Genomic DNA, 26,454 nt, shown 5'->3' on the forward strand with positions numbered 1-26,454 from the left:
ATAGATCGAGAAGGTCCCCATGGAAACCAAACCGGTTCATTTCGCGCGTCTGCAACAGGAAGAGTCCAGCACCTTCGACCGCAAGACCATCGATTACATCCACACCGCCGCGCAGCGCGGCCTCTATGAAATCCGCGGTCTCGGCTCGAAGAAGACGGTGCCGCATTTCGACGATCTGCTGTTTCTGGGCGCATCGCTTTCGCGTTATCCACTCGAAGGCTATCGCGAGAAATGCAGCTCGCAGACGATTCTCGGCACGCGCTTCGCGAAGAAGCCGATCGTGCTCGACACGCCCGTGACGATCGCGGGCATGAGCTTCGGCGCGCTGTCGGCCAACGTGAAGGAAGCGCTGGGCCGCGCCGCCACGGCGGCGGGTACGTCCACCACCACGGGCGACGGCGGCATGACGCAGGAAGAGCGCCAGTCGTCGAAGACCCTTGTTTACCAGTGCCTGCCGTCGCGCTACGGCTTCAATCCCGACGATGTGCGCCGCGCCGATGCCATCGAAGTCGTGATCGGTCAGGGCGCGAAACCGGGCGGCGGCGGCATGCTGCTGGGGCAGAAGGTGAATCCGCGCGTGGCGTCGATGCGCACGCTGCCGGCGGGCGTCGATCAACGCTCGGCGAGCCGTCACCCCGACTGGACCGGCCCCGACGATCTGGCGATCAAGATCCAGGAGCTGCGCGAAATCACCGACTGGGAGAAACCGATCTACGTGAAGGTCGCCGCCACGCGCACGTTCAACGACGTCAAGCTGGCGGTGCACGCGGGCGCGGACGTGGTGGTGATCGACGGCATGCAGGGCGGCACGGCCGCCACGCAGAGCTGCTTTATCGACAACGTGGGCATTCCCACGCTGGCAGCGGTGCGCCAGGCCGTTGATGCGCTCGAAGACCTGAATATGAAGGGCAAGGTGCAACTGATCGTGTCGGGCGGCGTTCGCACGGGCGCGGATGTGGCGAAGGCGCTGGCGCTGGGCGCGGACGCGGTGGCGATCGGTCAGGGCGTGCTGATGGCGTTGGGCTGCAATAGCGAAAGCTATTTCCAGAACGGCGCGCTGCATTCGGCGGTGGCGGATTACGCGGCGCTCAACACCGCGCCCGGCTTCTGTCACCACTGCCATACGGGCAAGTGTCCGGTCGGCGTGACGACGCAGGACGCGGTGCTCGAAAAGCGTCTGGAGCCAGAAGAGGGGGCGCGCCGTGTGCGCAACTACCTCAAGACGCTGACGATGGAACTCACCACCATCGCCCGCGCCTGCGGCAAGCAGAACGTGCATCACCTGGAGCCCGAAGATCTCGTGGCGCTCACCGTGGAAGCCGCGGCGATGGCGCGTGTGCCGCTGGCGGGCACGTCGTGGATTCCCGGCCTGACGCGTTGATGCCTTTCGATTTATTTTGAAAAGCAGTCCGTAGTAAATCGGCGTGATAGAAAAGAGGCCGCTGCTCTCAAGGCCGCTACGCGCGCATCGCTCACGCTTTTTTCAAGGCGATGCGCGCACCAATCATTCGAAGCAGTCCACCACACCAGGCCGTCGCGGCGCTGCCCGAGGCCTTTCTACAGGATCGTGCAATGAAGAGCTTGAGCAAACTACTCGCACTGATCAGTGCGCTGGTGCTTGCGCTGCCCGCGTGGGCGCAAGGCGCAGCCGCGCCGGTGCCGAACAAGGGCGATACGGCGTGGATGATCGTCGCGACGCTGCTGGTCGTGATGATGGCCGCACCTGGGCTGGGCCTCTTTTACGGCGGCATGGTGCGCGCGAAAAACATGTTGTCCGTGCTGATGCAGACGCTGGTGATCTTCTGTCTGCTGGGCGTGCTGTGGGCCGTGTATGGCTACAGCGTCGCGTTCACCGAAGGCAATGCGTTCTTCGGCGGCTTTTCCAAGCTGTTTCTCGCGGGCGTGACGCCCGACACCACCGCCTCTACCTTCAGCAAGGGCGTGGTGATTCCGGAATATATCTACGTGTCGTTCCAGCTGACGTTCGCGGCCATTACGCCTGCGCTCATCATCGGCGGGATTGCGGAGCGCGCGAAGTTCTCGGCTGTGCTTGCCTTCATGGTGCTGTGGTTCACGTTCTCGTATCTGCCGATCGCGCATATGGTGTGGTACTGGCCCGGTCCCGACGCCTATACCAGCGCAGCGGCAGCAGACAAGGCCAACGCGACGGCGGGCTTTCTGTTCCAGAAGGGCGCGCTCGATTTCGCGGGCGGCACGGTCGTGCATATCAATGCAGGCATCGCGGCGCTGGTGGGCGCGATCCTGATCGGCAAACGCACGGGGTATGGGCGCGAGCACATGGCGCCGCATAACCTGACGATGACGATGGTGGGCGGTTCGCTGCTGTGGGTGGGCTGGTTTGGCTTCAATGTCGGCTCGAACCTGGAGGCGAACGGCGCGGCCACGCTGGCCTTCGTCACGACGTTGCTGGCAACCTGTGCCGCTACTGTGGCGTGGACCTTCGTGGAGTGGGCGTTCAAGGGCAAGCCGTCGATGCTCGGTGCGGTCTCGGGCGCGATTGCGGGGCTCGTCGTCATCACGCCCGCTTGCGGCTTTGTCGGGCCGATGGGCGCGATCGTCATGGGGCTGGTGGCGGGTGCGCTGTGCTACTGGGGCGTCAACGGCCTCAAGCGCATGCTGGGCGTGGACGATTCGCTCGATGTGTTTGGCGTGCATTGCATCGGCGGGATTGCGGGGGCGCTGCTCACGGGCGTGTTCGCTTCGCCGCGACTGGGCGGCACGGGCGTCTATGACTACGTGGCCAACAAGGTGGGCGACTACGACATGGCCAGCCAGATGATCGCGCAATGCTGGGGCGTGGGCACGTCGCTGGTGTGGTCGGCGGTGGTGTCGTTCGTGGCGTTCAAGCTGGTCGACAAGGTGTTTGGCCTGCGCGTGGATCAGGAAGGCGAGCGCGAAGGCCTCGACGTCAGCTCGCATGGCGAGACGGCGTATCACGCGTAACGGGCAAATGAATCGGCCACGGCGGCCGCCGCGCTCGCGCGCGGTTGGGCGGCAGGGCGGGAGAAGGCATAATATGGCATGCCATGAGCAGGCGGGCGCTGCGCGCGTCTGCCGCCGATGGATTGTGCCATCGTTTTTGCTAACTCCTACCAGCCTGCCGCCGTCCATGTCCGACCTGAAAATCGACCGTAATGCCAAGACCCTGCGCGAACTCACGCTCGACAAGTTGCGCGGTGCGATCGTGCAGGGTTACTTCCGTCCTGGCGCGCGTCTCGTCGAGCGCACGCTGTGCGACGAACTCGGCGTGAGCCGCACGGTGGTGCGCGAAGTGTTGCGCCATCTGGAAACCGAAGGGCTCGTGGAGACCGTCGGCCGTCAGGGGCCGGTGGTCGCGCGCCTCGATCCGCAGCAGGTGGGCGAAATCTACGAACTGCGCGGCCTGCTTGAAGCGCACGCAGCGCGCGCCTGCGCCGAACACTCGACGCCGGAACTGGTGAAGGAACTGCGCGAATTGCGCGCGGTGATCGAGGCGGCCTTTGTCGATCAGGACCTGCCCCGTGTGCTCGATTACACCGAACGCTTCTACGACGCCCTGTTCGAAGGCGCCGGCAAGAGCGTATCGCTGGGCGTCGTGAAGACGCTCAATGCGCGCATCAACCGGCTGCGCGCGCTCACCATCGCCACGCCTGGACGCAGCAATGAATCGAACCGCGAGATGAACGCGATGCTCGACGCCATTGAGCGCCATGACGGCGATGCGGCGGCGGCGGCTTCGTCGGCGCACATCCGCCGCACCGCGGAACTGGCGATGGCGGCGCTGGCCGGGCTCGACGAAAGCGACGCCGAAGCTTGATGGTGCGCGCGGCCCCTATCAGCCGCGTACACGGCGGTCGCTGCGTAACAGACCATAAAGCGCGCTATCGGTGACTTCTTCGCCGACGATCCAGCGCTCGCGCAGCAAGCCTTCGCGCTGGAACCCGAGCCGTTCCAGCACGCGCGCCGAGGCGACGTTGCGCGGATCGATATCGGCTTCGATGCGATTGAGTTTCACCGTGTCGAAGGCGTGATCGACAACGGCCGCCGCCGCCTCGCTCATCAAGCCCTTGCCCCAGTGCTGACGTTGCAGGCTGAAGCCGATTTCCGCGCGGCGGCATTGCGCGTGCAGATGAAACAGATCGCAGGTGCCCAGCACCTCGCCCGAGTCGCGCGCCTCGACAGTGCAGACCAGATCCTTGCCGGCCGACGAAGGTTTGAGCGTGCTTGCGATGCGCGCATGCGCTTCGTCGACATGACGCATCGGCGCAAACGAGAAGTAGCGCATAGCTTCGGCGTCGGACCAGATCGTGAAAAGCGCGGGCGCGTCGTCATGACGAAGCGCGCGGATGCGTAGACGCGCGGTGGAGAGCGAGACGGGTTCGAACATGTTGTGTTGTTCTTGAACGTGAGACGAAATCAGCTTTGGCCTTCGTGCCTGACGCGCTTGAGCACGAGCACACACAGCGCGGGCACGTGGACCACGCCCATGCCGCCGAAAATCACCACCCACGGCGGCGCAATGGTCCCGGACAACATGGCCGAGATCGTGCCGAACGCCAGCCCAACCAGCAGCAACACGGCATGTGCGATAAAGCGCTTGCGGCGCGTGTCGGTAAAGCGCGGGATGCTCGCATGAACGTAGATCATGATGAGCAGGGCAACGGTGGCGATGAGAGCGAACATGGTATGCGGCGCGGCTGGGCGCGTGGTGAATCCTGACAATGGTCGCGATGTTACGCGAGGCGCGCATTTTCTGTTGACCTTGTGAGCGCGCGGGCCGCTGTGACTCGATCCCCGTTGGCCGACAAAAATATCGCGGATCATGCTGACCGAATGGCGCGCATCGGTCGTTCCTGTATATTGGCCAGCCCGCTTTTTAACGACACATCGCGACATCGCGCGATACATCGGGCTACCCACATGAGCATTTCCCTGCTTGTTCTGATCGAGACTCAACCGGGCAAATCCGCCGAGCAAGTGAAGGCGTTTGAGCAACTCGCGCCCAAGGTGCGCGCTGAAACAGGTTGCATCGAATACCAGTTGCATCGCGTGAGCGGCCAGCAAGAGCAATTCGTGCTGACCGAAACATGGGAATCGGAGGCGGCACTGGCCGCTCACGATATCGCGCCGCACATGATCGAAGCCGATGCGGCTAACAAGGCGTTTCGCGCTGGTCCGGCGACGGTACTGAAACTGGCGAAGGTCTGAGCAGATCCCTTCGGCTAGAAGTCGCCATTTCCTCCCGGCAGCAGACCTTCCAGGCGACGCGACATCGGCGCGCGTTGCCGGTCTGCTCCGAATCCATGATGGCCGCAGCGGCCATCACCGGCCTCACCTCCGTAGCCTTCCTCTGAATTCCCGCCTCCGCAGGAACACGGCGTAATCGCGCCCCAATAACGCGATCCTCATATCTATCATGGTATTCCATAATATTGACTGCCTTTTTGTCCGCTATAACATGGCATACCATAATCTCATGCAAGATGAGTCACCGCCCGGACAAGCAGGAAGCCGGGTGAGCAGCGGAACGCAGCCCTGCCGCCCCTAAGGAGTACGAGATGACCAGCCCCAATACCGACACCTTCGATACGACCGGATTTCGCAACGCGCTCGGCGCGTTCGTCACCGGCGTCACGGTCGTGACCACGATCCAGTCCGACGGCACGCCGCGCGGCTTTACCGCGAATTCGTTCACGTCGGTGTCGCTCGATCCGCCGCTGGTGCTGGTCTGCGTCGCCAAAAGCGCGTCGAGCTACGAGGTGTTCTCGCAGGCGCCGCAATTTGCCGTGAGCGTGCTGGCCGAAGACCAGAAAGACGTTTCGGGCGTATTCGCCTCCAAGAGCCCCGACAAATTCGCGCAAGTGGCCTGGCAGACCCGTGCGACGGGCGCGCCCGTCATGCATGGCGCGGCGGCGCACTTCGACTGCTCGACGCAGCAGGTGATCGACGCGGGCGACCACATCATCCTGCTTGGCCGCGTGCTCGATTTCGCGCACACGGGGCTCACGCCGCTGGGTTACTGCCGCGGCGCGTATGTGAGCTTCAGCCTTTCTCAGGACGCCATTGCGGCGAGCGCTGCGAGCGAACACGCCCACGTGGGCGCGATCCTCGAAAACTCGGATGGCGTCGTGCTGCTCGACACGCCGGACGGCCTGCGCCTGCCGAGCGGCACGCGCCTCGAAGCGGCCAACGATCCATCGAGTCTGCGCGGCGTACTTGCCAGCCTCGGCCTGGTTGCGCATCTCGACTTCATTTTTGCCGTGTTTGAATCGACCCAGGCACGCGAGCAAGGTGGCGACGGCGTGCGCATCTTCTACCGTGGCCGCGTGGTCGCGCAACGCGGCATGAGCGCGCCCGAGCTGAACGTCGTGCCGCTTTCGCAGGTGCCCTGGGACGAAATGAGCGATCCCGCCGAGCGCTCGATGCTGCAGCGCTATGTGAAAGAACGCCACGAAGACGCCTTCGGCGTCTACGTCGGCGATAGCGAAGCGGGCACCGTGCAGACGCTTGCGCTGACCTGAACGCCAGCCCAGCCCGAATTCCGGCGCGCGCCACCCTCAAGCACTCGCGCCATCGTTGTCATGCAGTCAACTCGCAGTCATTTGATCCGTGGAGAAAGTCATGAGCAGCAGATGGACCCTGTACGCCGCGCCGTTGATTGCGGCAAGCGCGATGATGCTGGCGGCCGCGCCCGCCCTTGCCGCCGATCCGATCGTGTTCACCAGCTGGGGCGGCACGACCCAGGCCTCGCAGCAGAAAAACTGGGCGCAGCCGTTTGCGCAATCCTCGGGCATCAACGTGCTGATGGACGGCCCGACCGACTACGGCAAGTTCAAGGCGATGGTCGAAAGCGGCAACGTCAACTGGGACGTGGTGGACGTTGAAGGCGACTTTGCCTACGCCGCCGCGAAAGACGGCCTGATCGAGCCGATCGACTACACGGTGGTGAAGAAGGACGAACTGGACCCGCGTTTCTCGTCGCCGCAGGCGGTGGGCAGCTTTTACTACTCGTTCGTGCTGGGCTACAACAAGACGGCGTTCAAGGGCGCGCAGCCGTCCACCTGGGCTGATCTGTTCGACACGAAGAAATTCCCGGGCAAGCGCACGTTCTACAAGTGGTCCGCGCCGGGCGTGCTGGAAATCGCGCTGCTCGCCGACGGCGTGCCGGCCAACAAGCTCTATCCGCTCGACCTCGACCGCGCCTTCAAGAAGCTCGACACCATCAAGGGCGATATCGTCTGGTGGAGCGGCGGCGCACAATCGCAGCAGTTGCTCGCTTCGGGCGAGGCGTCGATGGGCATGTTCTGGAACGGCCGTCTGCACGCACTGCAGGCCACCGGCGTGCCGGTGGGCATCTCGTGGAACCAGAACCTCACGGCCGCCGACATGCTGGTGATCCCGAAGGGCGCGAAGCATCGCGACGAGGCGCTCAAGTTCCTTGCGGCCGCAACGAGTCCGCAGGCCCAGGCGAAGTTCGCAACCGATACCGGCTATGCGCCGATCAACGTGAAATCCGCCGCGCTCATGACGCCTGCGGTCGCGAAGACGCTGCCCGACCAGTACACCCAGTCGCAGATCAATCTCGACATGAAGTACTGGGCCGCCAATCGCGATGCCATTGCCAAGCGCTGGTACGCGTGGCAGGCAAAGTAAGCAGGCCAAAGCAACTGGCTTTATAAAGCGAAACCCGGCGCGTCCGCGCGCCGTCCTTCCTCGCGGATCGGGAGAGATCATGCCTGATGTTCTGAGCACCGTCGCCCATGCGCCGGTCGACGCGCCGCCGAAGCGGCGCAACTGGCGCAATGCGAAGCTGCTTGCGCCCGCGCTAATACTCCTCGCGATCTTTTTCGTGCTGCCGGTGCTGTCGCTGCTCCTGCGCAGCGTGATGGAGCCGACGCCGGGCCTGCACAACTACGCGCAACTGCTGGGTTCGAGCACCTATCTGCGCGTGTTCGGCAATACGTTTCTGGTGGCGGGTGTCGTGACCGCGGTGACAGTGGCGATCGGCTTTCCGACCGCCTGGCTGCTCGCCATCGCGCCGCGCTGGCTCAGCACCACGCTGTTTTCGATCCTGCTGCTGTCGATGTGGACCAATCTGCTTGCGCGCACCTTCGCCTGGATGGTGCTGCTCCAGCAGACCGGCCCGATCAACCGCCTGTTGATGGCGCTGGGCATCATCGATCAGCCGTTGACGCTGGTGAACAATCTGATCGGCGTGACGGTGGGCATGACGTACATCATGCTGCCGTTTCTGGTGATGCCGCTGCACGCGACGCTGCGCGGCATCGATCCCGCCACGCTGCGCGCCGCCGCCGTGTGCGGAGCAAGCCGCTGGCAGGCCTTCTGGCGCATTCTCGTGCCACTGGCGATGCCAGGCATCGCCTCGGGCGCGCTGATGGTGTTCGTGATGGCGCTGGGTTACTTCGTGACGCCCGCGCTGCTCGGCGGTCCGTCCTACATGATGCTCGCCGAACTGATCGCGCAACTGGTGCAGGAACTGCTGAACTGGGGTCTTGCCGGTGCGGCCGCCTTCGTGCTGCTCGCCGTGACGCTTGGACTCTACGCGCTGCAACTGCGTTTCACCAACGGCGCGCGCCAAACTTCCGGAGGACGCTGACATGCTGCTCGACTTCGATCGTCTCGGCGCGGTGCGCGCGCTGCTCGTCGCCATCGGCGCAGTGGTGGCGCTGTTCCTGCTGCTGCCGATTGTCTTCATTGTTGCGCTGTCGTTCGGCGACTCGCAATGGCTCGCGTTTCCCGCGCCGGGCTGGACGCTGGAATGGTATCGCCAGCTCTTCACCGACGCGGGCTGGCTCGACTCGCTGATGACCAGCATGAAGCTGGCCGTGATCGTCACCGTGCTTTCCGTTGCGCTGGGCTTCCTCGCTTCGCTGGCGCTCGTGCGCGGCAAGTTTCGCGGCCGCTCCGCCGTGCAGGCCTTCTTCCTCACGCCGATGGTGCTGCCCGTGGTGGTGCTGGCGGTCGCGCTCTATGCGTTCTTCCTGCGCATTGGCCTGGCGGGCACGATGACGGGCTTCGTGATCGGCCACCTCATCATTGCGTTGCCGTTCTCGATCATCGCCATCAGCAATTCGCTGTCTGCCTTCGATACCGCGCTGGAAGACGCCGCGCTGATTTGCGGCGCGTCGCCGCTCGCGGTGAAGTGGCGCGTGACGCTGCCCGCGATTCGCCTGGGCATCGCGGCGGCGGCGATCTTCTCGTTCCTCGCCTCGTGGGACGAAGTGGTGGTGTCGATCTTCATGGCGAGCCCCACGCTGCAGACGCTGCCCGTGCGTATCTGGGCGACGCTGCGTCAGGACCTCACGCCCGTGGTGGCGGCGGCGTCCTCGCTGCTGGTGGCGCTCACCACTGTGCTGATGCTGGCGAGCGCCTTGTTGCGCCGCGCCCGCCAGGCCATCCAGTAATCGAATCGATCCGGAGACGTAAGCCATGACTGCCGCATTCCTGCAAATCCAGCGCCTGCGCAAGACCTACGACGATGTGGTCGCCATCGACAGCGTGTCCCTCGACGTGCGCAAGGGCGAGTTCATGACCTTTCTCGGGCCGTCCGGCTCGGGCAAGAGCACCACGCTGTATATCGTCGCGGGCTTCCAGGAGCCGACCGAAGGGCGCGTGCTGCTCGACGGCAAGCCGCTGCTTTCCGTCGCGCCGAACAAGCGCAATATCGGCATGGTGTTCCAGCGCTACACGCTGTTTCCGCATCTGACGGTGGGCGAGAACGTGGCGTTTCCGCTGCGTGTGCGCCGTCGTCCGGAATCCGAAGTCAAGGCGAAGGTCGAAAAGATGCTCGCACTCGTGCATCTGTCCGAATGCCGCGACCGCATGCCCGCGCAATTGTCGGGCGGCCAGCAGCAGCGCGTGGCGATTGCGCGCGCGCTGGCCTACGATCCGCCCGTGCTGCTGATGGACGAACCGCTCTCCGCGCTCGATAAAAAGCTGCGCGAGGAAATCCAGCTGGAACTGCGCCGCATCCATCAGGAAACCGGCGTGACGATTCTGTATGTGACGCACGATCAGGAAGAAGCGCTGCGTTTGTCGGACCGTATTGCCGTATTCAACAAAGGCCGCATCGAGCAGGTGGGCACGGGCGAAGAGTTGTATGCGAATCCGGCTTCGCGCTTCGTGGCGGGCTTTATCGGCAACTCGAATTTCCTGCCGGTGCGCGTGACGGCAAGCCGCGATGGTCTGGCGAACGGTGTGTTCCCCAACGGCCTCGCGCTGGCGTGCGGCAACTTCAATCCGGCGCTCGCTGCGGGCGACGACGGCACGCTCATGATCCGCCCCGAGCAGATGCGCCTTACCGCGCAGCGCGAAGGCACGGCTGCCGGACTGCCGGTGACCGTGCGCGATATCACCTATCTGGGCGACGCCATGCACTACGCGGTGGCCACGCCGTGGGCGCAGGAGATTTCGATCCGTCTGCCCGCCGCGCAACGCCACGATAGCGGTCTGGCGGTGGGCGCCCAGGCGGTCGTGGAGTGGGATGCAGGCGATACGCGTCTGTTTGCGCACGCATGATGAACGATCTGGGGCAATCGCCGCCGCCGTCGGCACGTAGCGCGCAGGCCACGCTGCGCGTGGAGCGGCCCTCGGCGACGCTGCGCGAACTCACCTTGCAGAAGATGCGCCAGGCGATTCTCGATGCGCATTTTGCGCCGGGCGAACGGCTGGTCGAGCGCACCCTTTGCGAGGAACTGGGCGTGAGCCGCTCGGTGGTGCGCGAAGTGCTGCGCCATCTCGAAGCGGAAGGCATCGTCGATACGCTGCCCAACCAGGGGCCGATCGTCGCGCGCCTCGACGCCAGCACCGCCGCGCAGATCTACGAGATTCGCGCGCTGGTGGAAGGCGACGCTGCAATGGCCTGCGCGCTGCGTGGCGACGCCGCGACGGTGGAGCGCCTGGCCGCGTGCGTGACGCAGATCGAGCGCGCTTTCGCCGCGCACGATCACGCGGCGGTGCGCGAATTCACCGGGCAGTTCTACGAGCAGATGTTCGGCAGCGGCGCGAAATCGGTGGCGTGGGAGATCGTACAGAGCCTGAACGCGCGGATCACGCGTTTGCGCGCCCTGACGATTGCCTCCGACGATCGCGGACGCCAGGCCGTGGCGGAGATGAACGAGATTGTCGCGGCGATCCGCGCGCGCGATGGCGAGCGCGCGAGAGAAGCGGCGACGGCGCACGTGGTGCGCGTCGCCGAAATCGCCGCTTCGCTGCTGCCTGCTTGAGGGTTTCTCAAGCAGACAGCAAGTGCGGATTTACTTCGCAACCGGCATCGTAAATTCCGCACCCTTTTCGGTGCTTTCCGGCCAGCGCTGCATGATCGACTTCTGCTTCGTATAGAAGCGCACGCCTTCTTCGCCATACGCGTGCATATCGCCGAACAGGCTGCGCTTCCAGCCGCCGAAGCCATGCCACGCCATCGGCACGGGAATCGGCACATTGATGCCCACCATGCCCACTTCGATCTGGCGGCCGAATTCGCGTGCCACGTTGCCGTCACGCGTGAAGCAGGCCACGCCGTTGCCGAACTCGTGGTCGTTGATCAGTTGCACGGCTTGCGCGAAGTCGTCCACGCGCACGCAGGCCAGCACCGGGCCGAAGATCTCTTCCTTGTAGATGCGCATTTCCGGCGTGACGTTGTCGAACAGCGTGCCGCCCGTGAAGAAGCCTTCTTCGTGGCCCGGCACCTTCAGGCCGCGCCCGTCGACCACCAGCGTCGCGCCTTCCTCGACGCCGCTGGCGATATAACCTTCGATGCGCTCCAGCGCCTGGCGCGTGACGATCGGGCCCATTTCCGCATCGGCTTCCATGCCGTTCTTGATCTTGAGCGTGCGTGCGCGCTCGGCCAGACGCGGCACGATCTTGTCGGCCACATCGCCCACCAGCACGGCCACCGAGATCGCCATGCAGCGCTCGCCCGCCGAACCGTAACCCGCGCCGATCAGCGCATCGACGGTCTGGTCGATGTCCGCATCGGGCATCACGACCATATGATTCTTCGCGCCGCCCAGTGCCTGCACGCGCTTGCCGTGCTTCGCACCGGTTTCGTAGATGTAGTTCGCAATCGGCGTGGAGCCGACGAAGCTCACGGCCTTCACGTCACGGTGCGCGAGCAGGGCATCGACGACGATCTTGTCGCCCTGCACCACGTTGAACACGCCATCGGGCAGACCGGCTTCCTTGAGCAGGCGCGCCATGAACAGCGACGCCGACGGATCGCGCTCGCTCGGCTTGAGGATGAACGTGCAGCCCGCGGCCAGCGCGACCGGGAACATCCAGCACGGCACCATGCAGGGGAAGTTGAACGGCGTGATGCCGGCCACCACGCCCAGCGGCTGGCGCACGGTCCAGTTGTCCATGCCGGTGGAGACCTGCTCCGTGTAGTCGCCCTTGAGCAGTTGCGGGATGCCGCAGGCGAATTCGATCACGTCGATGCCGCGTGCGACTTCGCCTTGCGCATCGGCGAAGACCTTGCCGTGCTCGGCGGTGATGATCGCGGCCAGTTCGTCCTTGTGGCGGTTCATCAGTTCGAGGAAGCGCAGCATGACGCGTGCGCGGCGGATCGGCGGCGTGTCGCGCCAGGCCGGGAACGCGGCTTTCGCGCTCGCCACGGCGGCGTCGACGTCGGCGACTTCGCCCAGCACCAGACGGCGCGCCGCAGCGCCCGTGGCCGGGTTGAAGATCGCCTGGGTGCGGTCGCCCGCGCCGCGTTCAGTCTTGCCGCCGATGAAGTGGACTACGTCTGCGGAATCGGTAAAGGCCTGCATGTCATCTCCTCGGGAATAGGGTGATCCGGGTGATCCTGCTTGATCCGGGGTGTTTCAATCGATGACGGCCAGTGTACGAAGCGCGGGCGGCGCTGCAAAGACACGTCGGCTGAATTGATTGTTTTCCATCGTGAACAATCACCCGTGGAAACCCTGAAAGATGGCGTGATGGGGTGCTATCATCGGCACGCAATCAAGGACGTCGGAACCCGCTATGGATACGCAGAAAGCCGAATCGCTCTGGACCCATCTGCACTGGCTCAATGTGCTCGCCAATCAGGGCAGCTATACCGCGGCGGCCGCGCGGCTGGGCGTGAGCAAGGCGGCGATGAGCCAGCGCATCGCGGAACTGGAGCGCGTGGCGGGCGTGGCGCTGGTGCAGCGCACCACCCGCAGCGTGCGCTTCACGGAGGCCGGGCAGCGGCTGGTGGAGGAAACGCGCGGCGAATTCGAGCGCATCGCCGCGAGCTTTGCAGGCGTGCGCGAGATGGCCGATGTCGCGCGCGGCACGGTGCGCGTGACCGCGCCGGTGGCGTTTGCGCGCCAGCAACTGGTGCCGCATCTCGCGCAATTCGCGCGCGCCCATCCCGAGGTGCGCGTGCAACTGGAAATGTCGGACCGCCTTACCTCCATCGCGAGCGAAGGTTTTGATCTGGCGATCCGCCATAGTGCGCAGGTGCCGGAAACGCATGTGGCATGGAAGCTGTGCGACACGCGGTCGGTGATCGTCGCGACGCGCGCGTATCTGCAGCAGCGCGGCACGCCGCAAACGCCCGCCGATCTGGCCCAGCACGATTGCCTGTTTTATCCGCGTGCGTTGGGATCGGGCGCGTGGTCGTTCGAAAAGACGGCGCGCCGTGCGGAAAACACGCGGGTCAACGTGACGGTGAATGGGCCGTTTTCCGCCAATAACAGCGAGGCGCTGCGTGACGCCGCGCTCGAACATCTGGGCATCGCGCTGCTGCCCGATTTCAGCGCGCAAGCGGCCTTGCAGGCAGGCAAGCTCGTGCTGGTGCTGCCCAACTGGCGGCCGGTGGGCGCGTTCGCGTCGCAACTGCATGTGGTGCGGCCGTATGGCGCGCAGGTGCCGCGCGCGGTGTCGAGTTTCGCGGACTTTCTGCGCCAGACGTTCAAGGCGGGCTTTCCGCTCGACTAGCGTTCAGGTTCGCTCGACGATGAAATGCATCACGTCCGTGCGGCCCTCGTCGAAGGCCGCTTCGCAGTACGCGAAATACAGCCGCCAGACGCGGATGAACGCCTCGTCGAAACCCAGCGCGCGCACGGCGTCGAGTTGCGCCTCGAACGATGCGCGCCAGAGCCGCAATGTCTGCGCGTAATCGCGGCCAAACGCCAAGGTTGCGCGCGCATCGAGTCCCGCACGCCGGGCCGCCACATTGAATTGCGCGGGGCTCGGCAGCATGCCGCCGGGGAAGATCGTTTCGCGGATAAAGTCGCTCGATGCGCGATAGTGCTCGAACAGGTCGTCGGCGATGGTGATCGACTGGATCAGCGCCCGCGCGCCGGGTTTCAGGCAACGCTCCAGTGTGGCGAAATAGTCCGGCCAGAACGCCTCGCCCACCGCCTCAAACATTTCGATCGAGACAATCGCGTCGTACTGGCCCACGGCGTCGCGGTAATCGCATAGCTCGATGTTCACGCGCTTGCCTTGAGCCGCAGCCTCCACGCGTTCTACCGCCAGGGCGTATTGCGCCTGCGAAATCGTCAGCGCGCGCACGCGTATGCCTTGACGCGCCGCATGCAGGGCGAAGCCGCCCCAGCCGCAGCCGATCTCCAGCACTTCCATGCCGGCGCGCAACCCGAGCGTATCGATTACGCGTTGATACTTCGCGGCCTGCGCATCGGCGAGCGGGCGTTGTGGATCGCCGTCGAAGTACGCGCTCGAATACGTCCAGCTACGGTCGAGCCAGAGCGCGTAGAAGTCGTTGCCCAGATCGTAGTGCGCGTGGATATTCTGGCGGCTGCCGTCGCGCGTATTGCGGCGCAAGCGGTGACGCAGCGCGAACCACAGGCGCGCGAACAGACCACCATGCAGCGTCGCGGCGGCGGCCGCTTCGTTGCGGATCGCCAGGCGCAGCAGCGCCACCAGATCGGGCGAGTCGACCCATTGCTCGCGCAGCGCCTGGGCAAAGCCGATATCGCCCGCATGCAGGATCGCCGCGCAGGCGCGCCAGTCGTGCAGATGCAGCGCCGCGCCACGGCTGTCGTGCAGATCGCCGAACACATGCCGGTTGCCGTCGGGCGTCGTGAGCGTGAGATGGCCGTGACGGACACGGCGCAGCAGGGCCAGAAAAACGCGTGCGGAAACCCGCGGAGAAAGCGGTATCGGCCGATGCGAAATGCCGGGCAACAAGCGCAACAGGGTCATGGACGAGCCTCGTGTCGGGGATGCGGCGCACGCGCGCCGGGCGTCTTGCCGAGGAAGGGCACGCGCTTGAGCCAGAGGCGCAGCGCCTGCCAGTGAATCCGGATCAGAACATTGACGGCATTGCCGGGCGCACGCGCCAGCGCCGCAAACGCGCGTGGCGCGGTAAGCGGCGCGGCACGCATGGCCAGCGCGGTGCGCAGCACGACACCTTCGGCATCCTGATAATCGATGCGCACTGCCAGCATGTCGCCGCGCTGGATCACGCGGAATGCGTAGCCGCCTTCGACGCGGCAAAAAGGCGAGACATGCAGCACCTTGCGGCAGACCAGCACCGTATGCGCGTCGATGATGGCGTGTCCAGGCGCGCTCAGCAGATAGCCGTGATGCGCACCGAAGGTATTGCGCACGTCCGCGTAAAGCGCGCGCAGATGACCGTCGCGGTCGTGGCAATACCAGAAGCTCACGGGATTGAACGCATGGCCGAACAGGCGCGGCACGGTTTGCAGCCAGATCGCTCCATCGGCGGGAATGCCGGCTTCGGCCAGATGCGCGCGCATCCACGGCGCGAGCGCGCGGCCGTCGCGCGGACCATAGTCGCGCGACGCGAGCGAGAACACGCGCCAACGATCCACGCCGAACCACCAGCACGCCAGCGTATCGAGCCGGTCGAGATCGCAGCAGAGCTGGAACAGCGGATACGCAAACGCATGGCGCACGGGCCGCAGGCGCTCGTGAACCACGCGGCCTGTGAGCAGCAGGCCCGCACGCGCGGTGTCGAGCGCGTTCATAGTGCCGCCCACGCGGGCATCACGCCGAAGTCGCGCGCGACCCGCAGCGCGGATTTCAGCCCGTCTTCGTGAAAGCCGTAGCCCGTCCACGCGCCCGCGAACCAGGTGCGGCGGCGCCCCTGCAGGCCGGGCAGACGCTGCTGCGCGTCGATGGCGGCGAGGTCGAGCAGCGGATGCTCGTAGACATAACGCCCGAGCACGGTGTGCGGCGCGGGCGCGTCCACGGCGTTGAGCGTGACGACCACGGGCGTGCGAAACGGCAGTGGCTGCAACTGGTTGATCAGATAGCTCACGCACACCGGCTGGACGTCGCCGTGCGCGAGCGCGCCCCGGCTCAAGTAGTTCCACGCCGACCAGACGCGGCGGCGGCGCGGCAATAAGGCGGCATCGGTATGGAGCAGCGCGACATTGCGCTGGTAGCGGATTGCGCCGAGTGTGGCGCGTTCCTGGGCGTCGGCGTCCGTGAGCAGGGCGAGGCTCGTGGGCGCGTGGCTCGCGAGCACCACCGCGTCGAAGCGCTCAGGGCCGGCGGCATCGGTGACGAGGGTGACACCGGGCGTGACCTCGTCGCGGCGGATCGAACGCACGGGCGTCGACAGACGCACATCGTCAAGCGCAGCGATCAGCCGCGCCACATACTCGCGCGAACCGCCCGCGACGGTCCGCCAGGGCGGGCGCTGGTTCACCTGCAATAACGCGTGATTGATGCAAAAGCGCAGAAAGGTGGCGGCGGGAAAACGCAGCACGTCATCGGCGGCGCTCGACCAGATGGCGGCCGCCATCGGCAGAAGATAGTGGTGCTGAAAAGGCGCGCCGTAACCGCCCGCCGTCAGCAATTCGCCCACCGACAGCCGTTCGCGGCGCGCGGTCTCATAGTTGTGCGCGGCGGCGGCGTTGAAACGCAGGATGTCGCGCAACATGCCGATAAAGCTCGGTGAAAGCAGATTGCGGCGCTGCGCGAATACCGTGTTCAGATTCGTGCCGGCCCATTCGAGCGCGCCTTGCCGCGCGCCCTGGTCGACGGACACCGAAAACGACATATCGCTGCGATGCGTAGCCACGCCCAGTTCGGCGAACAGCGCGATCAGATTCGGATAGGTGCGGTCGTTGAACACCAGGAAGCCGGTATCGACGGGGTGACGCTGGCCTTCCAGCTCGACATCCACTGTATGCGCGTGCCCGCCCGGGTAATCGGCGGCTTCGAACAGCGTGACGCGGTGACGCCGCGCAAGCAGCCACGCGCTTGCCAGTCCGGCGATCCCCGCGCCAACCACGGCCACGCGCTGGCCGGGCGGCAGGGCGGCGGGTGCTTCTTGCGTGGCGTGCGTCGCGTGCATGTTGATGGCCTCCCTGATTGTTGCGTTGTCGTTTGTCTTTGTTGGTTCCCCAATGCAGGCAGATACGCGGCGCGGCGCTGAACGGATGCACGCGCCGCCGCGCGCGTCACGGCCGCTTGCGCATCAGCAGGTGCGCGACGCCCCACTCCTGGCCGCGCGCGTAGCCGAACAGTTCGGCCACCGCCATGTAGAACATGCGCCAGCGTTGCAGCGCCTGGCGGGCATCGCCGTTTGCCGCGAGCAACGGCAGCACCTGATCGCGCGCGTCATCCAGCGCCGCAAGCCAGTGATTCGCGGTGCGCGCGTAATGTCGCCCGTCCAGCCACCATTGGCGCGTCACGCACAGATCGTCCTGAAAGCGCAGCAGCAGATTCGCCGAAGGCATCGTGCCGCCGGTGAAGAAGTGGCGCGCCATCCAGTCGCTGCCGTCGCGCGGGACGAAGTGGTACGCCAGCAGCCGGTGCGCGAAGTGATGCACGAAAACCTGGCCATCGTCGGCGAGCCAGCGCGCGATCTTCGCGAGCAGCAGGCCGTAGTGCTTCATGTGCTCGAACATTTCGATCGAGATCACTCGGTCGAAGCGGGGCGTTTCGGCTGGGAATTCGAAGCTTGCGACATCGCCGGTGACGATGCGCAGATTGGTCAGCCCGCGCTCGGCGGCGCGTTGCAGGATAAAGGCCCGCTGACCGTGTGAATTCGAAAGACCGACGATCTGCGCGCGCGGGAAGCGCTGCGCGAGCCACAACGAGAGCGCGCCCCAGCCGCAGCCCAGATCGAGAATGCGCTGGCCGTCTTCGATGCCCGCGCGCAGCGCGTAGAGCGCGAGTATGCCGTCCTGGGCCTGATCGAGCGTTTCGTCGCCGCGCGGATAGTAGCCGCACGAGTATTTGAGCCGCGCGCCCAGGTGCGCCGCGAAGAAGGCCGCGGGCACTTCGTAGTGCTGGGCATTGGCGTCCTGGGTGTGCAGGGCGATGGGACTGGCCCGCAGAGCCGCGACGAGGGCTTCGAAGGCATTCGCGCTGAGCTCGCCGTCATCGACGTGTTCGTCAGCCAGACGCTGGCGGATCAGCGTGCGCATGCCTGCGCGGATCAGCCAGTCGGGCAGCCAGCCGCGCTCGCAGCAACGGATCGGCCAACTCTCCTCGTAAGGCGCGGCGGGCGGATTGTGGTCGGGCCGGGTCGCGGTGGTGGTCATGGATGGGGTCTCCTCTCGCTGTTGTGATGATGTTCTTCCCGGCGCGGCGGCCACGGGATGAACGCGCTGGTCGTGCGCATGTATTCGCGATAGCCCGCGCGGCTGTGGACGAGACGCGCTTCGAGCATCGGTACGCCCGAGACCTTGAGCAGCAGCCACGCCATCGCAAAGGGCGGCGCAAGCGTGACCCAGCCCCACGGCAGGCCGATCGACCAAAGCGTGTAGGCGCACCAGTGCAGCGATTCGAAGAAGTAGTTCGGATGTCGCGAGTAACGCCACCAGCCGCTGGTGCAAACGCGGCCGCGATTGGCGGGATCGGCGATGTGACGGCGCAACTGGCGGTCGGCTGCGGACTCGCCAAGTACGGCGGCGAAACCCGTCGCCAGCGCGGCGACCACCAGCGGGATCGCGGGCGTGGCCGTGCTCCAGGCGGGGACGAAGAACGCAATCGACAGGATCATCGACGCGCACGCCTGAAGCAGATAGAAGCCGAGCATGCGCAGCGCGGCGGCGTCGCCCCACTGCGCGCGCAGGGCGGCGTAGCGGGGGTCTTCGGGCTGGCCATGATTGCGCCGCCACAGGTGCAGCGCGAGCCGCCCGCCCCAGGCGCCGCCGCCTAGCGCCACGGCGGTGCGATTGATGCCCGCTCCCGGCCCGACCGCCGCCGCGAATACGGCGACGAGGCCGAGCGTGGCCGCCCAGAGCGGATCGATCATGCCCGCATTGCGCGTGCGCAACTGCACGAGCCAGGCAATGCAGAAGGCGATCACGAGCGCGACGAAGGCCAGAGCGAACGCGGCGGCGAAGGGCATGCGGACTCCCTCAGGAGGTCGATGCCAGAAATACGGATGAAGTGCGCGAACGGATGCAGGCGCGCGGCTGCGGACGGGGGAAGCGCGCCTGGCTGTGATCGAAGTGGGCGCTAACTTTTCTGGAAAGCCGCGCCCAGCGTCAGGCCGCGCCCTTCATTGGGCCGGTCGCGACAACGGGCCCGGTCGGCTGACCGGTCGGCGAACCGCCCGGCGGTTCGATCGAGACGGCGAGCACCACGCGCGCATTGATACGCGCGGCGACGTCGGCGCTCAGCGTCAGGGTGGCGGGCGCGTCGGCGGGGAATACGCCCAGTGGCACCGGCTTTTCGCCGGGCGGAATCAACCAGAGTTCAGTGGCGCGACCCGCCTCGATCGTCGGCTTCACGGCGGGCACCACCACGATGTCCTGGCGGCGCTGGTCGAAAGTCGCGGTCCAGTGCGCGACGCCGTCGGGGCGGGCAATCGTCGCGACCATGTAGGGATTGGAGCTTGCCACCTGGGTCGTGACCGGCGTCGCGCGCATCCAGACGAGGTTGACGGCGGCCAGCGCCAGTGCGGCCACGCTCGCGCCGATGCCGAGGAAGCGCCACAGGCGCAGATCGTTCCACCAGCCCGCTGCCGCAGCCGCACCGGGCTGACGCGCGGGCAGGAAGCCGAGATCGCGCTCGATGCGGGTCCACACGCGCGCGGGCGCGACGATGGGCGTCAGGTCTTCGGCCAGTGGCGCGAAGCGGCGCTCCCAGCGGGCGAGCGTGGCGGCGAGATCGGCGTCGGCGCGCACGGCCTGTTCGAGCGCCTCGCGCGCGGGAGCGTCGAGGACGCCCAGCGCGTATTCGGCGCAGCGCAGTTCGGGGTCGTGATCGGCGGGCGTGCTCATCGCTCGAGGCAGGTTTTGAGTTGCATCAGGCTGCGCCGGATCCAGCTTTTCAGCGTACCGAGCGGCACGCTCAACTGCGTGGCCAGCTCGCTGTACGTCGCGCCGCCGAAGAACGCCTCGCGCACGGCGCGATGCTGCTGCGGGGCGAGCTGTTCCAGACAGTGCTCAAGGCGACGGCGGTCCTCGCTGGCCTCGGCAAGGGCGGCGGGCGTGGGGTGATCGTCGGCGAGTTCCAGCTCGCTGTCTTCCTCCAGCGGCGTTTCGTGGTGCTGCCGCAGGCGGTCGATCGTGCGGTTGCGCGCCAGCGTGATCAGCCAGGTCATCGCGCCGCCGCGTGCGGGATCGAACAGATCGGCACGCCGCCATGCGGTGGTGAAGACTTCCTGGAGCAGATCTTCGGCTTCGGCGCGGTCGTGAACCATGCGCACGATGGTGGCGAACACACGCGAAGAGGCGAGGCGGTAAAGCTCGGCGAACGCGCCCTGGTCGCCCTGGCCCACGCGTGTGAGCAACTGGTTCAGATGCGTGCGACGTGCCGCCTCGCGCGCCGGATCGGGTGCGGTGGGGTCGATGCCTGGTAGATTGCCAGCCGTGTCGGTCATGCGCTCGAAGGGGCGTGCCGCGCCCGCGCCAAAGGGACGGAAGGTTCCGACGAAATATAGCATCGCCGGCGTCAGACGACGCGGCGGCTGGCACAGCGGCAGGGGCAAAGGCTTCATGGGCGGCGGCGCGGCCTCCACGCGAGCGGAGGCATGCAGGCAGGGAGTTGACCGATATACGGGCATATACGGGCGACACGCACCGCCGGACGCAGCGCGCGCGGCGAGTTTTGTACCGCAATGTGTCTGCGCGGCGTTCTGAAAAACGCGCTTGCAATAAGCCGGGGTAGTGGAAACAAGCGAGATACGTGTGGGGCGTCAAATACATCTAACGCAACGTTGCAGCCGGACCCGACCAGCGCAACCCAGCGTGCAGCACCCAACCCGATCTTTTACGACCAAGTGTCCGTTACTGGAGAAAGTCATGAACCTCGTTCGCTCCCTCGTCGTCGCCGCCGTTGTCGTTTCCGCCGCCGTGCCCGCTCTCTCGTTTGCCCAGGATCATACGATCACCCGCGCCGAAGTGCGCGCCGAGCTGGTCCAGCTTCAGCAAGCCGGCTATGACGCGGCCAGCGACAACAACCAGTACCCGGCAAACCTGCAAGCCGCGCTCTCGCGCATCGCCGCAACCCAGAATGCGAACGCCGCTTACGGCGGCAGCGTCAACGCATCGGCAGCAGGCGAACCGGCAGCCGTCGCGCCGATGCAGCCTGTATCGCACGTATCGCATGCCTCGCGTAGCGGCAACACCCGCGATCCGCAAGATGTGGTTGGCCTGGAACCCATCTACGCTCACTCGTAATGCAGGGCGGCGACCGTCGCGGGCGCTGGCTCGCGACGGCCCCAGGTGCAAGTGATAGGTCTGCGGATACATCCCGTTGCAGAACTCACAATTCCCGGGTCAACAGCGCCATGAGCGGCTGCGTTTTTGCGAATAGACGGCATCGTGCCGTCGCCGCACAACCCAGTGCACACCGCAGTGCTCACCGCAGCACTCAACCCAGGGAGACCTATCATGCGCCGCTTGCCCCTCTACGCTGCTGCTGTTGCCACGCTCACGCTCGCTTTCGCCGGCACCGCCTCGGCCACGCCGAATACGCACTGGGACGCCACGCATCCGCGTCGCGCCGAAGTGAATCATCGTCTTTCGAATCAGGATCGCCGCATCCATCAGGAAGTGCGCGAAGGCGAGATGTCACACGGCGAAGCCGCGCGTCTGCATCGCGACGACCGCCAGATTCGCGGCGAAGAACGCATGATGGCGAGTCAGAACAACGGCCACATCACGCGTGCAGAGGACCGTGCGCTCAACCAGCAGGAAAATCACGTCAGCCGCCAGATCGGCCAGTGAGCGATAAGCCGGAAAAAACAAAGCGGTCGAACGGGGAGTTCCGTTCGACCGCTTTGTCATGATGAATCGGATTGCTTAGCAGGGCGAAACAGCGCCGCCTTATTCCTCGCCTTCGAGCTTTTCGATCGACATACCCAGTTCTGAAGCCATACGTTGCACGAGGATTTGCAGGCGCGCGACTTCGTCGGCCAGACGCTGCTGCTCGGCGCGCAGCGATTCATAGTCGGCGCTCGAAACACCGGTCGCAGCTGAGCCCGCATATTCACCGTCGAAACTGCCCGCAGCGGGCATGCTCACTTCGCCACACAGCAGATGCATCCAGCGGCTTTCACGTTCGCCGGGCGCACGCGGCAGTTTGACGACGAGCGGCGGCTCGCGCTCGGCCAGTTCGTCGAGGAAGGCCTCGACCGACGACACATCCGCAAAGCCATGCAGCCGCGCCGAATTCAGGCGCAATTCCGCCGCCGTCTGCGCGCCGCGCAACAGCAGCACCGTTAGCAGGGCGACCGCCTGGCCCGGCACACCCAGCACGCGATTGAGGTTGTGCTCGAAGCGCGGCACGCGACTGCTGCTGCCTTCGAACACGAGGCTCAAATGCTTGAGGTCTTCAATGGCGCTGAGCACTTCGGCTTCGCTGACGTTCATGACCGGCGAGCGCGCAGTCTTCTGGTTACAGCCCGAGGCAAGCGAATTGAGCGATAGCGGATAGGTGTCCGGCACCGTGTGCTGCTTCTCGATCAGCACGCCGACGATGCGGGCCTCCAGCGGCGTGAGCGCGCGCAGCGCGCGGGGCGAGGGAGCATCGACAGGGGTATTCATAAGCGGGTCAGGCGGAGTTTTCACGGGATTCCGATCATACCCGCTCGTCGCGCCGCTGCGCAGGGGCCGGGCCGCGCTGCGACACCGCTGGCGATCCTCCGACGAACTGCATTTCAACAGAAGTTTCCCCAGGGATTATTAGTATCTTTTACCCACAAACCCTGAAAGCGACTAACCGCTACCCGCAATTACCTAATCGTGTTCAAAATCCGGGATTTTCCCGAGTTAAAAAACTTCTGCATAGAGATTTACGCTTATTGCACTGCAACACGCGAATGCCTACACTGCACAAAGTCGTCAGGCGTTTCGAACCTGCTTCGAAACTTTTCCGAAAAGGAGGGCGTGTCGTGAGCGCATCCCAATCGCCAATATTGCATACGGCCCTAAAGCTGCACGTCTTCGAACAGGAAGGCGGCTGGCACTGGGGCATTACCATTCCGCGCGCTGCAGGCGGTGGCTTCAAGGTCATTGCCTATAGCGATACGACCTTTGCCGGCGAGAACGAAGCTCGCCGCGACGGCGATCGTGCGCTCGACAGCATGCCGGACAGCCCGGCCGCGTCGCTCGCCTTCTGAATGAGCAGAAGGCGCCGCCGCGCTTGAGTCGAACGCGGCGCCGCCTTCGGTCTGCCTTCCTCAGTCCACTTTTTCCTTCACTTCCAGGCCCCAGAAACGCGCTTCACCGGCACTGGCATCGCTCGCATAGAACTTGTCCTGCCAGCCGTCGTTCGGACGCAGGCCGGTCCATTCGTGCGGCGACGTAAGATGCGAGGGACCGCCGATGGTGGTCTCGCTGGCCTTGGCGTTTTTGCGTTTCGCGGGCGGCGCCATATTGTGACGCCACCAGAAATGGTTGAAGACCGCGATGGCATTGACTGCGTACGCAATGGCCAGATCGCGGTCGTTTTCGATGATGATGAGATTATCGTCGTTGACGGTGGCCGCTTTCACGCCTGCGTTGTGTGACCCGGTCATGACAACCGGATGATCGCCCAGCGGATCGATCACGATGATCTTGCTATGGACGACCACGATGCCTACGCGGCCGAGATAATCGAGAATCGGCACGCCTTTCTGATGCTGCGTGGCCGGTAGCACGATGTCGTAATTCGAGGGCACCGCCTCGGTGCCGTGCAGAAAGCCCACGGCCGTCGCGTCGCCTGCGTGCGCGTGGATGGTCGGGTCGGTGTTGACCACGCCGCGGATGTAGAGACCCGCATCGGCTTCGGCCTGCTCGCGAATGTCCTGCAAGAGACTGCCTTGCCAGCCCGGATCGAGCATCAGCGTGAGAATGCCGGACTTCGCGTTCTGGATCAGCGAGCGCGCATAGGCCAGATCGGGTGAATTCGCGCCGATCGACTTCGGCAGATGCGGACTGAAAAACACCGAGGTCGTCTGCTTGCCGTGCTTGAAGGTGTTAACCTGGCCATCGGAGGCAGGCGGCGGCGTGCGAAAGTCGGCGTCGCGCAGACGCTGCCATTCGGCGAGATAAGCGACGGCGATTTTCGCATCGTCGACCAGCAGGCCGTTGTTGACCTGCGTATACAGCCCGTGCGGTGTCCAGTTCGTGCTGCCGGTCCAGACCTTCTGTGCCTTGCCCTTGTTCCCGATCGCGCCGCCCGTGACGAACACGGCGAATTTGTTGTGCGCGTAGACGCCGGATGGCTTAAGAATGCGGCGCGAAAGATCGACCTTGCCGGTGAGTGCGGCTGCGGCGCTGGCGTTTTCGTCGCTGCCTTTTTCGTGCGTGCCGTTCGCGAGCACCAGGTGGCAGCGCTGGCCGAGCTTCGCCAGGCGCGCGATCAGGTCGCTATCCGAAAGCTCGAACAGCACGAGGTACAGATGCATGTCTTCGGTCTGCTGGGCTTCGTCGAGCAGCGCGTGCATCTGCTTCGCGAGTTCGCCGCCCAGTTCGCTGCCGATGGTCGGTTTCGGCCTGGCGTGCGCCGCGGCGGGAACGGCTTCGGCGGGCAAGGGCAATTGCAGCACCGTTTCAAGCGCCTGCGTCGCGACGTCTGGATCCCCTGCATCGTCACCAGTGGCTTTCGTGTGCTTTGGTGCGAGCGCGGCGCGCAGCGCTTCGAATTGCTCGGGATAGACTTCGGCGCATTTCGCGAACCAGCGTGCGCCCACGATTCCCACGTTAAAGAACGGCTTGTACTTTTCGGGCTGCGGGGTGGCCGGTTCGAACCACGCCGACTGGATATCGCTTTCGGTAGGCTTCGCGGTGTCGCCCGTCATGGCGATGACGCTGTATTCGACCTTGCCTTGCGCAGGCGGCTCGAAATCGGTCCACGTAAAGCGCTGATACGGCCAGGAGGTCGAGGGCTGCGCGTCGGCGTTGGACTGCACCGCATGTTGCGTCGAAAAGCCCACATAAGCATTGAGCGGCGCGGCGTTCTTGCCATTGACACGGCGCAGGACCGCATAACCGAGACAATCAGGAATCGCCGTCTCATGCCACCACGCGAGAAACACGCTGTCGGTGCCGCGATAAGCCTGCAATTCGATGTCGCTCATGTTGACGCTCTCCTGTGGAGATGGGTGGCGAGAGGTGGCGAGGCGAATCCAGCGCGCCGCGCGCATCGGCAGCGGGATGGATTGAATGGGACAAAACCGGAAGGGCGGCCCGCGTGCGGAGCTGGCGGGCGTCGCTTGAGTGCGTAAATTCTAGGCGACGCGTCCCGCTTTAATATGATTTTTCGATGACAGGTACGCGTGGGGAATGCGCTGGGGCGACGCGCCCCAGTTGTAACTCAACCGCGAGGTATCGCAAGCTTGCCGCCAAAAATAAGGTAAATGAGCAGCAGGCAATCGCCGATCGCGCTCTTCACGGCGTTCGCCACCACGGCCACGGGCGCCAACCGCGCATTGAGTCGCCGGTTGTGCTCGATCTTCTCCTGCGTTTCCAGAATCACATTGAGATCGTTGTTGCAGCAGGTCAGGAGGTCGGCGCCGCTCCATGCGCCCAGACTGTTGTGATCGTGTTGATGACCGACGATGCTGGCGCTCCAGACAGCATTGAATTCACCGGTGTACTGGTCCTGGGTCCGCGTAAAACCGTATTGCTCCAGGCGGGTGATTTCCTTGCGGGGCAACCCGATATCCATCGGACGGATATCCGGGTCATAGCCGATAAACTTCACGGTCAAACGCGAACTGAAGCTGCCATTGGTGTTGATCTGCAGATCGGCCAGTTCGCCGTGAGCGTACCAGGGCGTATCGGAAGGTCGAATGGGAGCCGAGTGTTTCAATGGCGCGAGCGCGGCGCTGAGCGCCGTGCTGGGCAGCGCGAAGTCGTAATCGGAAAGGTTCGTGCGGACCAGCAGCCTGTCCCCCGTGGCGTTGAGCTTGATTTCGTCGATCGATTCGCTGCTCGTTTTTGGATACTCGGGATATTCTGGAACCAGATAGCACGCCGCAATAAAGCACACTGCAAAAATCGCCAGATATCGGATGACTTTCATTTCTGATTGTTGTGATGTCCAGAACCCAAGCATAAA

Annotated in this window: 27 protein-coding genes; 14 read left to right on the forward strand and 13 right to left on the reverse strand. The window is 65.0% G+C overall.

Annotated features, from left to right (window positions below; all coding sequences use genetic code 11):
• Window positions 1-19 precede the first annotated feature (19 nt).
• The 3 genes from F3J17_RS01300 to F3J17_RS01310 all read left to right on the forward strand — a co-directional run bounded on the left by F3J17_RS01300 (window position 20) and on the right by F3J17_RS01310 (window position 3,817).
• Window positions 20-1,381 carry an FMN-binding glutamate synthase family protein gene (locus F3J17_RS01300; protein ID WP_167053031.1) on the forward strand — a complete coding sequence of 454 codons (1,362 nt, stop codon included), beginning with the start codon at window positions 20-22 and terminating at the stop codon, window positions 1,379-1,381.
• A gap of 191 nt (window positions 1,382-1,572) precedes the next feature.
• On the forward strand, window positions 1,573-2,964 hold the full coding sequence (locus F3J17_RS01305; RefSeq protein WP_167053033.1) for an ammonium transporter: 1,392 nt from the start codon (window positions 1,573-1,575) through the stop codon (window positions 2,962-2,964).
• A 166-nt stretch (window positions 2,965-3,130) separates the two neighbouring features.
• Window positions 3,131-3,817: a GntR family transcriptional regulator gene (locus F3J17_RS01310; RefSeq protein ID WP_167053035.1), complete on the forward strand. Its 687-nt coding sequence runs from the start codon at window positions 3,131-3,133 to the stop codon at window positions 3,815-3,817.
• A gap of 18 nt (window positions 3,818-3,835) precedes the next feature.
• Here the strand turns inward: F3J17_RS01310 and F3J17_RS01315 are convergent, their stop codons facing one another.
• Both F3J17_RS01315 and F3J17_RS01320 read right to left on the reverse strand, forming a co-directional pair.
• Complete coding sequence (locus tag F3J17_RS01315; RefSeq protein WP_167053037.1) at window positions 3,836-4,387, reverse strand: GNAT family N-acetyltransferase; 552 nt, start codon at window positions 4,385-4,387, stop codon at window positions 3,836-3,838.
• Between the two features lie 29 nt (window positions 4,388-4,416).
• Entirely contained in the window at window positions 4,417-4,683 is a 267-nt protein-coding gene (locus F3J17_RS01320) for a hypothetical protein (protein ID WP_167053039.1), read from the reverse strand.
• Between the two features lie 237 nt (window positions 4,684-4,920).
• Here F3J17_RS01320 and F3J17_RS01325 point away from each other — a divergent pair, with 237 nt between their 5' ends.
• The 7 genes from F3J17_RS01325 to F3J17_RS01355 all read left to right on the forward strand — a co-directional run bounded on the left by F3J17_RS01325 (window position 4,921) and on the right by F3J17_RS01355 (window position 11,246).
• Window positions 4,921-5,208 (forward strand): putative quinol monooxygenase, encoded by a 288-nt coding sequence (locus tag F3J17_RS01325; protein ID WP_167053041.1) that lies wholly within the window; start codon window positions 4,921-4,923, stop codon window positions 5,206-5,208.
• A gap of 350 nt (window positions 5,209-5,558) precedes the next feature.
• Window positions 5,559-6,521 carry a flavin reductase family protein gene (locus F3J17_RS01330; RefSeq protein ID WP_167053043.1) on the forward strand — a complete coding sequence of 321 codons (963 nt, stop codon included), beginning with the start codon at window positions 5,559-5,561 and terminating at the stop codon, window positions 6,519-6,521.
• A 100-nt stretch (window positions 6,522-6,621) separates the two neighbouring features.
• Complete coding sequence (locus tag F3J17_RS01335; RefSeq protein WP_167053045.1) at window positions 6,622-7,653, forward strand: ABC transporter substrate-binding protein; 1,032 nt, start codon at window positions 6,622-6,624, stop codon at window positions 7,651-7,653.
• Window positions 7,654-7,732: 79 nt separating this feature from the next.
• The gene (locus F3J17_RS01340; RefSeq protein ID WP_167053047.1) at window positions 7,733-8,617 is read left to right on the forward strand and encodes an ABC transporter permease; all 885 of its coding nucleotides are present in this window, start codon (window positions 7,733-7,735) and stop codon (window positions 8,615-8,617) included.
• Between the two features lies 1 nt (window position 8,618).
• Window positions 8,619-9,425, forward strand: a complete 807-nt coding sequence (locus F3J17_RS01345) for an ABC transporter permease (RefSeq protein ID WP_167053049.1) — start codon at window positions 8,619-8,621, stop codon at window positions 9,423-9,425.
• A gap of 25 nt (window positions 9,426-9,450) precedes the next feature.
• Complete coding sequence (locus tag F3J17_RS01350; protein ID WP_167053051.1) at window positions 9,451-10,539, forward strand: ABC transporter ATP-binding protein; 1,089 nt, start codon at window positions 9,451-9,453, stop codon at window positions 10,537-10,539.
• Window positions 10,536-11,246, forward strand: coding sequence for a GntR family transcriptional regulator (locus tag F3J17_RS01355; RefSeq protein WP_240160714.1), 711 nt, complete (start codon window positions 10,536-10,538; stop codon window positions 11,244-11,246). The genes F3J17_RS01350 and F3J17_RS01355 overlap by 4 nt, the downstream gene beginning before the upstream one ends.
• 30 nt (window positions 11,247-11,276) lie before the next feature.
• On the opposite strand, the gene F3J17_RS01360 is transcribed toward F3J17_RS01355, so the two are convergent.
• Window positions 11,277-12,788: a CoA-acylating methylmalonate-semialdehyde dehydrogenase gene (locus F3J17_RS01360; RefSeq protein ID WP_167053053.1), complete on the reverse strand. Its 1,512-nt coding sequence runs from the start codon at window positions 12,786-12,788 to the stop codon at window positions 11,277-11,279.
• 214 nt (window positions 12,789-13,002) lie between these two features.
• Here F3J17_RS01360 and F3J17_RS01365 point away from each other — a divergent pair, with 214 nt between their 5' ends.
• On the forward strand, window positions 13,003-13,944 hold the full coding sequence (locus tag F3J17_RS01365; protein ID WP_167053055.1) for a LysR family transcriptional regulator: 942 nt from the start codon (window positions 13,003-13,005) through the stop codon (window positions 13,942-13,944).
• Window positions 13,945-13,947: 3 nt separating this feature from the next.
• Here the strand turns inward: F3J17_RS01365 and F3J17_RS01370 are convergent, their stop codons facing one another.
• From F3J17_RS01370 to F3J17_RS01400, 7 genes are all read right to left on the reverse strand, one after another.
• Window positions 13,948-15,174 carry a cyclopropane-fatty-acyl-phospholipid synthase family protein gene (locus F3J17_RS01370; protein WP_167053057.1) on the reverse strand — a complete coding sequence of 409 codons (1,227 nt, stop codon included), beginning with the start codon at window positions 15,172-15,174 and terminating at the stop codon, window positions 13,948-13,950.
• Window positions 15,171-15,962 (reverse strand): DUF1365 domain-containing protein, encoded by a 792-nt coding sequence (locus F3J17_RS01375; protein WP_167053059.1) that lies wholly within the window; start codon window positions 15,960-15,962, stop codon window positions 15,171-15,173. The genes F3J17_RS01370 and F3J17_RS01375 overlap by 4 nt, the downstream gene beginning before the upstream one ends.
• Window positions 15,959-17,299: an FAD-dependent oxidoreductase gene (locus F3J17_RS01380; RefSeq protein WP_167053061.1), complete on the reverse strand. Its 1,341-nt coding sequence runs from the start codon at window positions 17,297-17,299 to the stop codon at window positions 15,959-15,961. Before F3J17_RS01380 ends, F3J17_RS01375 begins: the two co-directional genes overlap by 4 nt.
• Window positions 17,300-17,405: 106 nt before the next feature.
• Entirely contained in the window at window positions 17,406-18,494 is a 1,089-nt protein-coding gene (locus tag F3J17_RS01385) for a cyclopropane-fatty-acyl-phospholipid synthase family protein (RefSeq protein ID WP_167053063.1), read from the reverse strand.
• On the reverse strand, window positions 18,491-19,306 hold the full coding sequence (locus F3J17_RS01390) for a DUF1295 domain-containing protein (RefSeq protein WP_167053065.1): 816 nt from the start codon (window positions 19,304-19,306) through the stop codon (window positions 18,491-18,493). Before F3J17_RS01390 ends, F3J17_RS01385 begins: the two co-directional genes overlap by 4 nt.
• 139 nt (window positions 19,307-19,445) lie before the next feature.
• Window positions 19,446-20,183 carry an anti-sigma factor gene (locus F3J17_RS01395; protein WP_167053067.1) on the reverse strand — a complete coding sequence of 246 codons (738 nt, stop codon included), beginning with the start codon at window positions 20,181-20,183 and terminating at the stop codon, window positions 19,446-19,448.
• Entirely contained in the window at window positions 20,180-20,785 is a 606-nt protein-coding gene (locus F3J17_RS01400) for a sigma-70 family RNA polymerase sigma factor (RefSeq protein WP_167054397.1), read from the reverse strand. The genes F3J17_RS01395 and F3J17_RS01400 overlap by 4 nt, the downstream gene beginning before the upstream one ends.
• Window positions 20,786-21,206: 421 nt before the next feature.
• On the opposite strand from F3J17_RS01400, the gene F3J17_RS01405 reads away from it, so the two are divergent.
• A complete protein-coding gene (locus tag F3J17_RS01405; protein ID WP_167053069.1) occupies window positions 21,207-21,584 on the forward strand; it encodes a DUF4148 domain-containing protein in 378 nt (125 codons plus the stop codon).
• Between the two features lie 213 nt (window positions 21,585-21,797).
• The gene (locus F3J17_RS01410; RefSeq protein WP_167053071.1) at window positions 21,798-22,133 is read left to right on the forward strand and encodes a hypothetical protein; all 336 of its coding nucleotides are present in this window, start codon (window positions 21,798-21,800) and stop codon (window positions 22,131-22,133) included.
• Between the two features lie 99 nt (window positions 22,134-22,232).
• Here the strand turns inward: F3J17_RS01410 and F3J17_RS01415 are convergent, their stop codons facing one another.
• Window positions 22,233-22,952, reverse strand: a complete 720-nt coding sequence (locus tag F3J17_RS01415) for a YceH family protein (RefSeq protein ID WP_167053073.1) — start codon at window positions 22,950-22,952, stop codon at window positions 22,233-22,235.
• Window positions 22,953-23,299: 347 nt separating this feature from the next.
• Here F3J17_RS01415 and F3J17_RS01420 point away from each other — a divergent pair, with 347 nt between their 5' ends.
• The gene (locus F3J17_RS01420) at window positions 23,300-23,527 is read left to right on the forward strand and encodes a hypothetical protein (RefSeq protein WP_345891108.1); all 228 of its coding nucleotides are present in this window, start codon (window positions 23,300-23,302) and stop codon (window positions 23,525-23,527) included.
• 60 nt (window positions 23,528-23,587) lie between these two features.
• Here the strand turns inward: F3J17_RS01420 and F3J17_RS01425 are convergent, their stop codons facing one another.
• Complete coding sequence (locus F3J17_RS01425) at window positions 23,588-25,471, reverse strand: phospholipase D-like domain-containing protein (RefSeq protein WP_167053075.1); 1,884 nt, start codon at window positions 25,469-25,471, stop codon at window positions 23,588-23,590.
• A 236-nt stretch (window positions 25,472-25,707) separates the two neighbouring features.
• On the reverse strand, window positions 25,708-26,451 hold the full coding sequence (locus tag F3J17_RS01430; protein ID WP_167053077.1) for a hypothetical protein: 744 nt from the start codon (window positions 26,449-26,451) through the stop codon (window positions 25,708-25,710).
• Between the last annotated feature and the right edge of the window lie 3 nt (window positions 26,452-26,454).

It is taken from the genome of Burkholderia sp. Ax-1719 (assembly GCF_011753055.1).
GTDB lineage: Bacteria > Pseudomonadota > Gammaproteobacteria > Burkholderiales > Burkholderiaceae > Paraburkholderia.

Coding starts and splice junctions, on each gene's coding strand:
- F3J17_RS01415 (WP_167053073.1), bottom strand. CDS start 22,952: ATGAATACCCCTGTCGATGCTCCCTCGCCCCGCGCGCTGCGCGCGCTC.
- F3J17_RS01425 (WP_167053075.1), bottom strand. CDS start 25,471: ATGAGCGACATCGAATTGCAGGCTTATCGCGGCACCGACAGCGTGTTT.
- F3J17_RS01380 (WP_167053061.1), bottom strand. CDS start 17,299: ATGCACGCGACGCACGCCACGCAAGAAGCACCCGCCGCCCTGCCGCCC.
- F3J17_RS01405 (WP_167053069.1), top strand. CDS start 21,207: ATGAACCTCGTTCGCTCCCTCGTCGTCGCCGCCGTTGTCGTTTCCGCC.
- F3J17_RS01385 (WP_167053063.1), bottom strand. CDS start 18,494: ATGACCACCACCGCGACCCGGCCCGACCACAATCCGCCCGCCGCGCCT.
- F3J17_RS01345 (WP_167053049.1), top strand. CDS start 8,619: ATGCTGCTCGACTTCGATCGTCTCGGCGCGGTGCGCGCGCTGCTCGTC.
- F3J17_RS01395 (WP_167053067.1), bottom strand. CDS start 20,183: ATGAGCACGCCCGCCGATCACGACCCCGAACTGCGCTGCGCCGAATAC.
- F3J17_RS01350 (WP_167053051.1), top strand. CDS start 9,451: ATGACTGCCGCATTCCTGCAAATCCAGCGCCTGCGCAAGACCTACGAC.
- F3J17_RS01410 (WP_167053071.1), top strand. CDS start 21,798: ATGCGCCGCTTGCCCCTCTACGCTGCTGCTGTTGCCACGCTCACGCTC.
- F3J17_RS01340 (WP_167053047.1), top strand. CDS start 7,733: ATGCCTGATGTTCTGAGCACCGTCGCCCATGCGCCGGTCGACGCGCCG.
- F3J17_RS01315 (WP_167053037.1), bottom strand. CDS start 4,387: ATGTTCGAACCCGTCTCGCTCTCCACCGCGCGTCTACGCATCCGCGCG.
- F3J17_RS01365 (WP_167053055.1), top strand. CDS start 13,003: ATGGATACGCAGAAAGCCGAATCGCTCTGGACCCATCTGCACTGGCTC.
- F3J17_RS01375 (WP_167053059.1), bottom strand. CDS start 15,962: ATGAACGCGCTCGACACCGCGCGTGCGGGCCTGCTGCTCACAGGCCGC.
- F3J17_RS01300 (WP_167053031.1), top strand. CDS start 20: ATGGAAACCAAACCGGTTCATTTCGCGCGTCTGCAACAGGAAGAGTCC.
- F3J17_RS01335 (WP_167053045.1), top strand. CDS start 6,622: ATGAGCAGCAGATGGACCCTGTACGCCGCGCCGTTGATTGCGGCAAGC.
- F3J17_RS01320 (WP_167053039.1), bottom strand. CDS start 4,683: ATGTTCGCTCTCATCGCCACCGTTGCCCTGCTCATCATGATCTACGTT.
- F3J17_RS01325 (WP_167053041.1), top strand. CDS start 4,921: ATGAGCATTTCCCTGCTTGTTCTGATCGAGACTCAACCGGGCAAATCC.
- F3J17_RS01330 (WP_167053043.1), top strand. CDS start 5,559: ATGACCAGCCCCAATACCGACACCTTCGATACGACCGGATTTCGCAAC.
- F3J17_RS01305 (WP_167053033.1), top strand. CDS start 1,573: ATGAAGAGCTTGAGCAAACTACTCGCACTGATCAGTGCGCTGGTGCTT.
- F3J17_RS01310 (WP_167053035.1), top strand. CDS start 3,131: ATGTCCGACCTGAAAATCGACCGTAATGCCAAGACCCTGCGCGAACTC.
- F3J17_RS01390 (WP_167053065.1), bottom strand. CDS start 19,306: ATGCCCTTCGCCGCCGCGTTCGCTCTGGCCTTCGTCGCGCTCGTGATC.
- F3J17_RS01430 (WP_167053077.1), bottom strand. CDS start 26,451: ATGCTTGGGTTCTGGACATCACAACAATCAGAAATGAAAGTCATCCGA.
- F3J17_RS01360 (WP_167053053.1), bottom strand. CDS start 12,788: ATGCAGGCCTTTACCGATTCCGCAGACGTAGTCCACTTCATCGGCGGC.
- F3J17_RS01355 (WP_240160714.1), top strand. CDS start 10,536: ATGATGAACGATCTGGGGCAATCGCCGCCGCCGTCGGCACGTAGCGCG.
- F3J17_RS01400 (WP_167054397.1), bottom strand. CDS start 20,785: ATGACCGACACGGCTGGCAATCTACCAGGCATCGACCCCACCGCACCC.
- F3J17_RS01370 (WP_167053057.1), bottom strand. CDS start 15,174: ATGACCCTGTTGCGCTTGTTGCCCGGCATTTCGCATCGGCCGATACCG.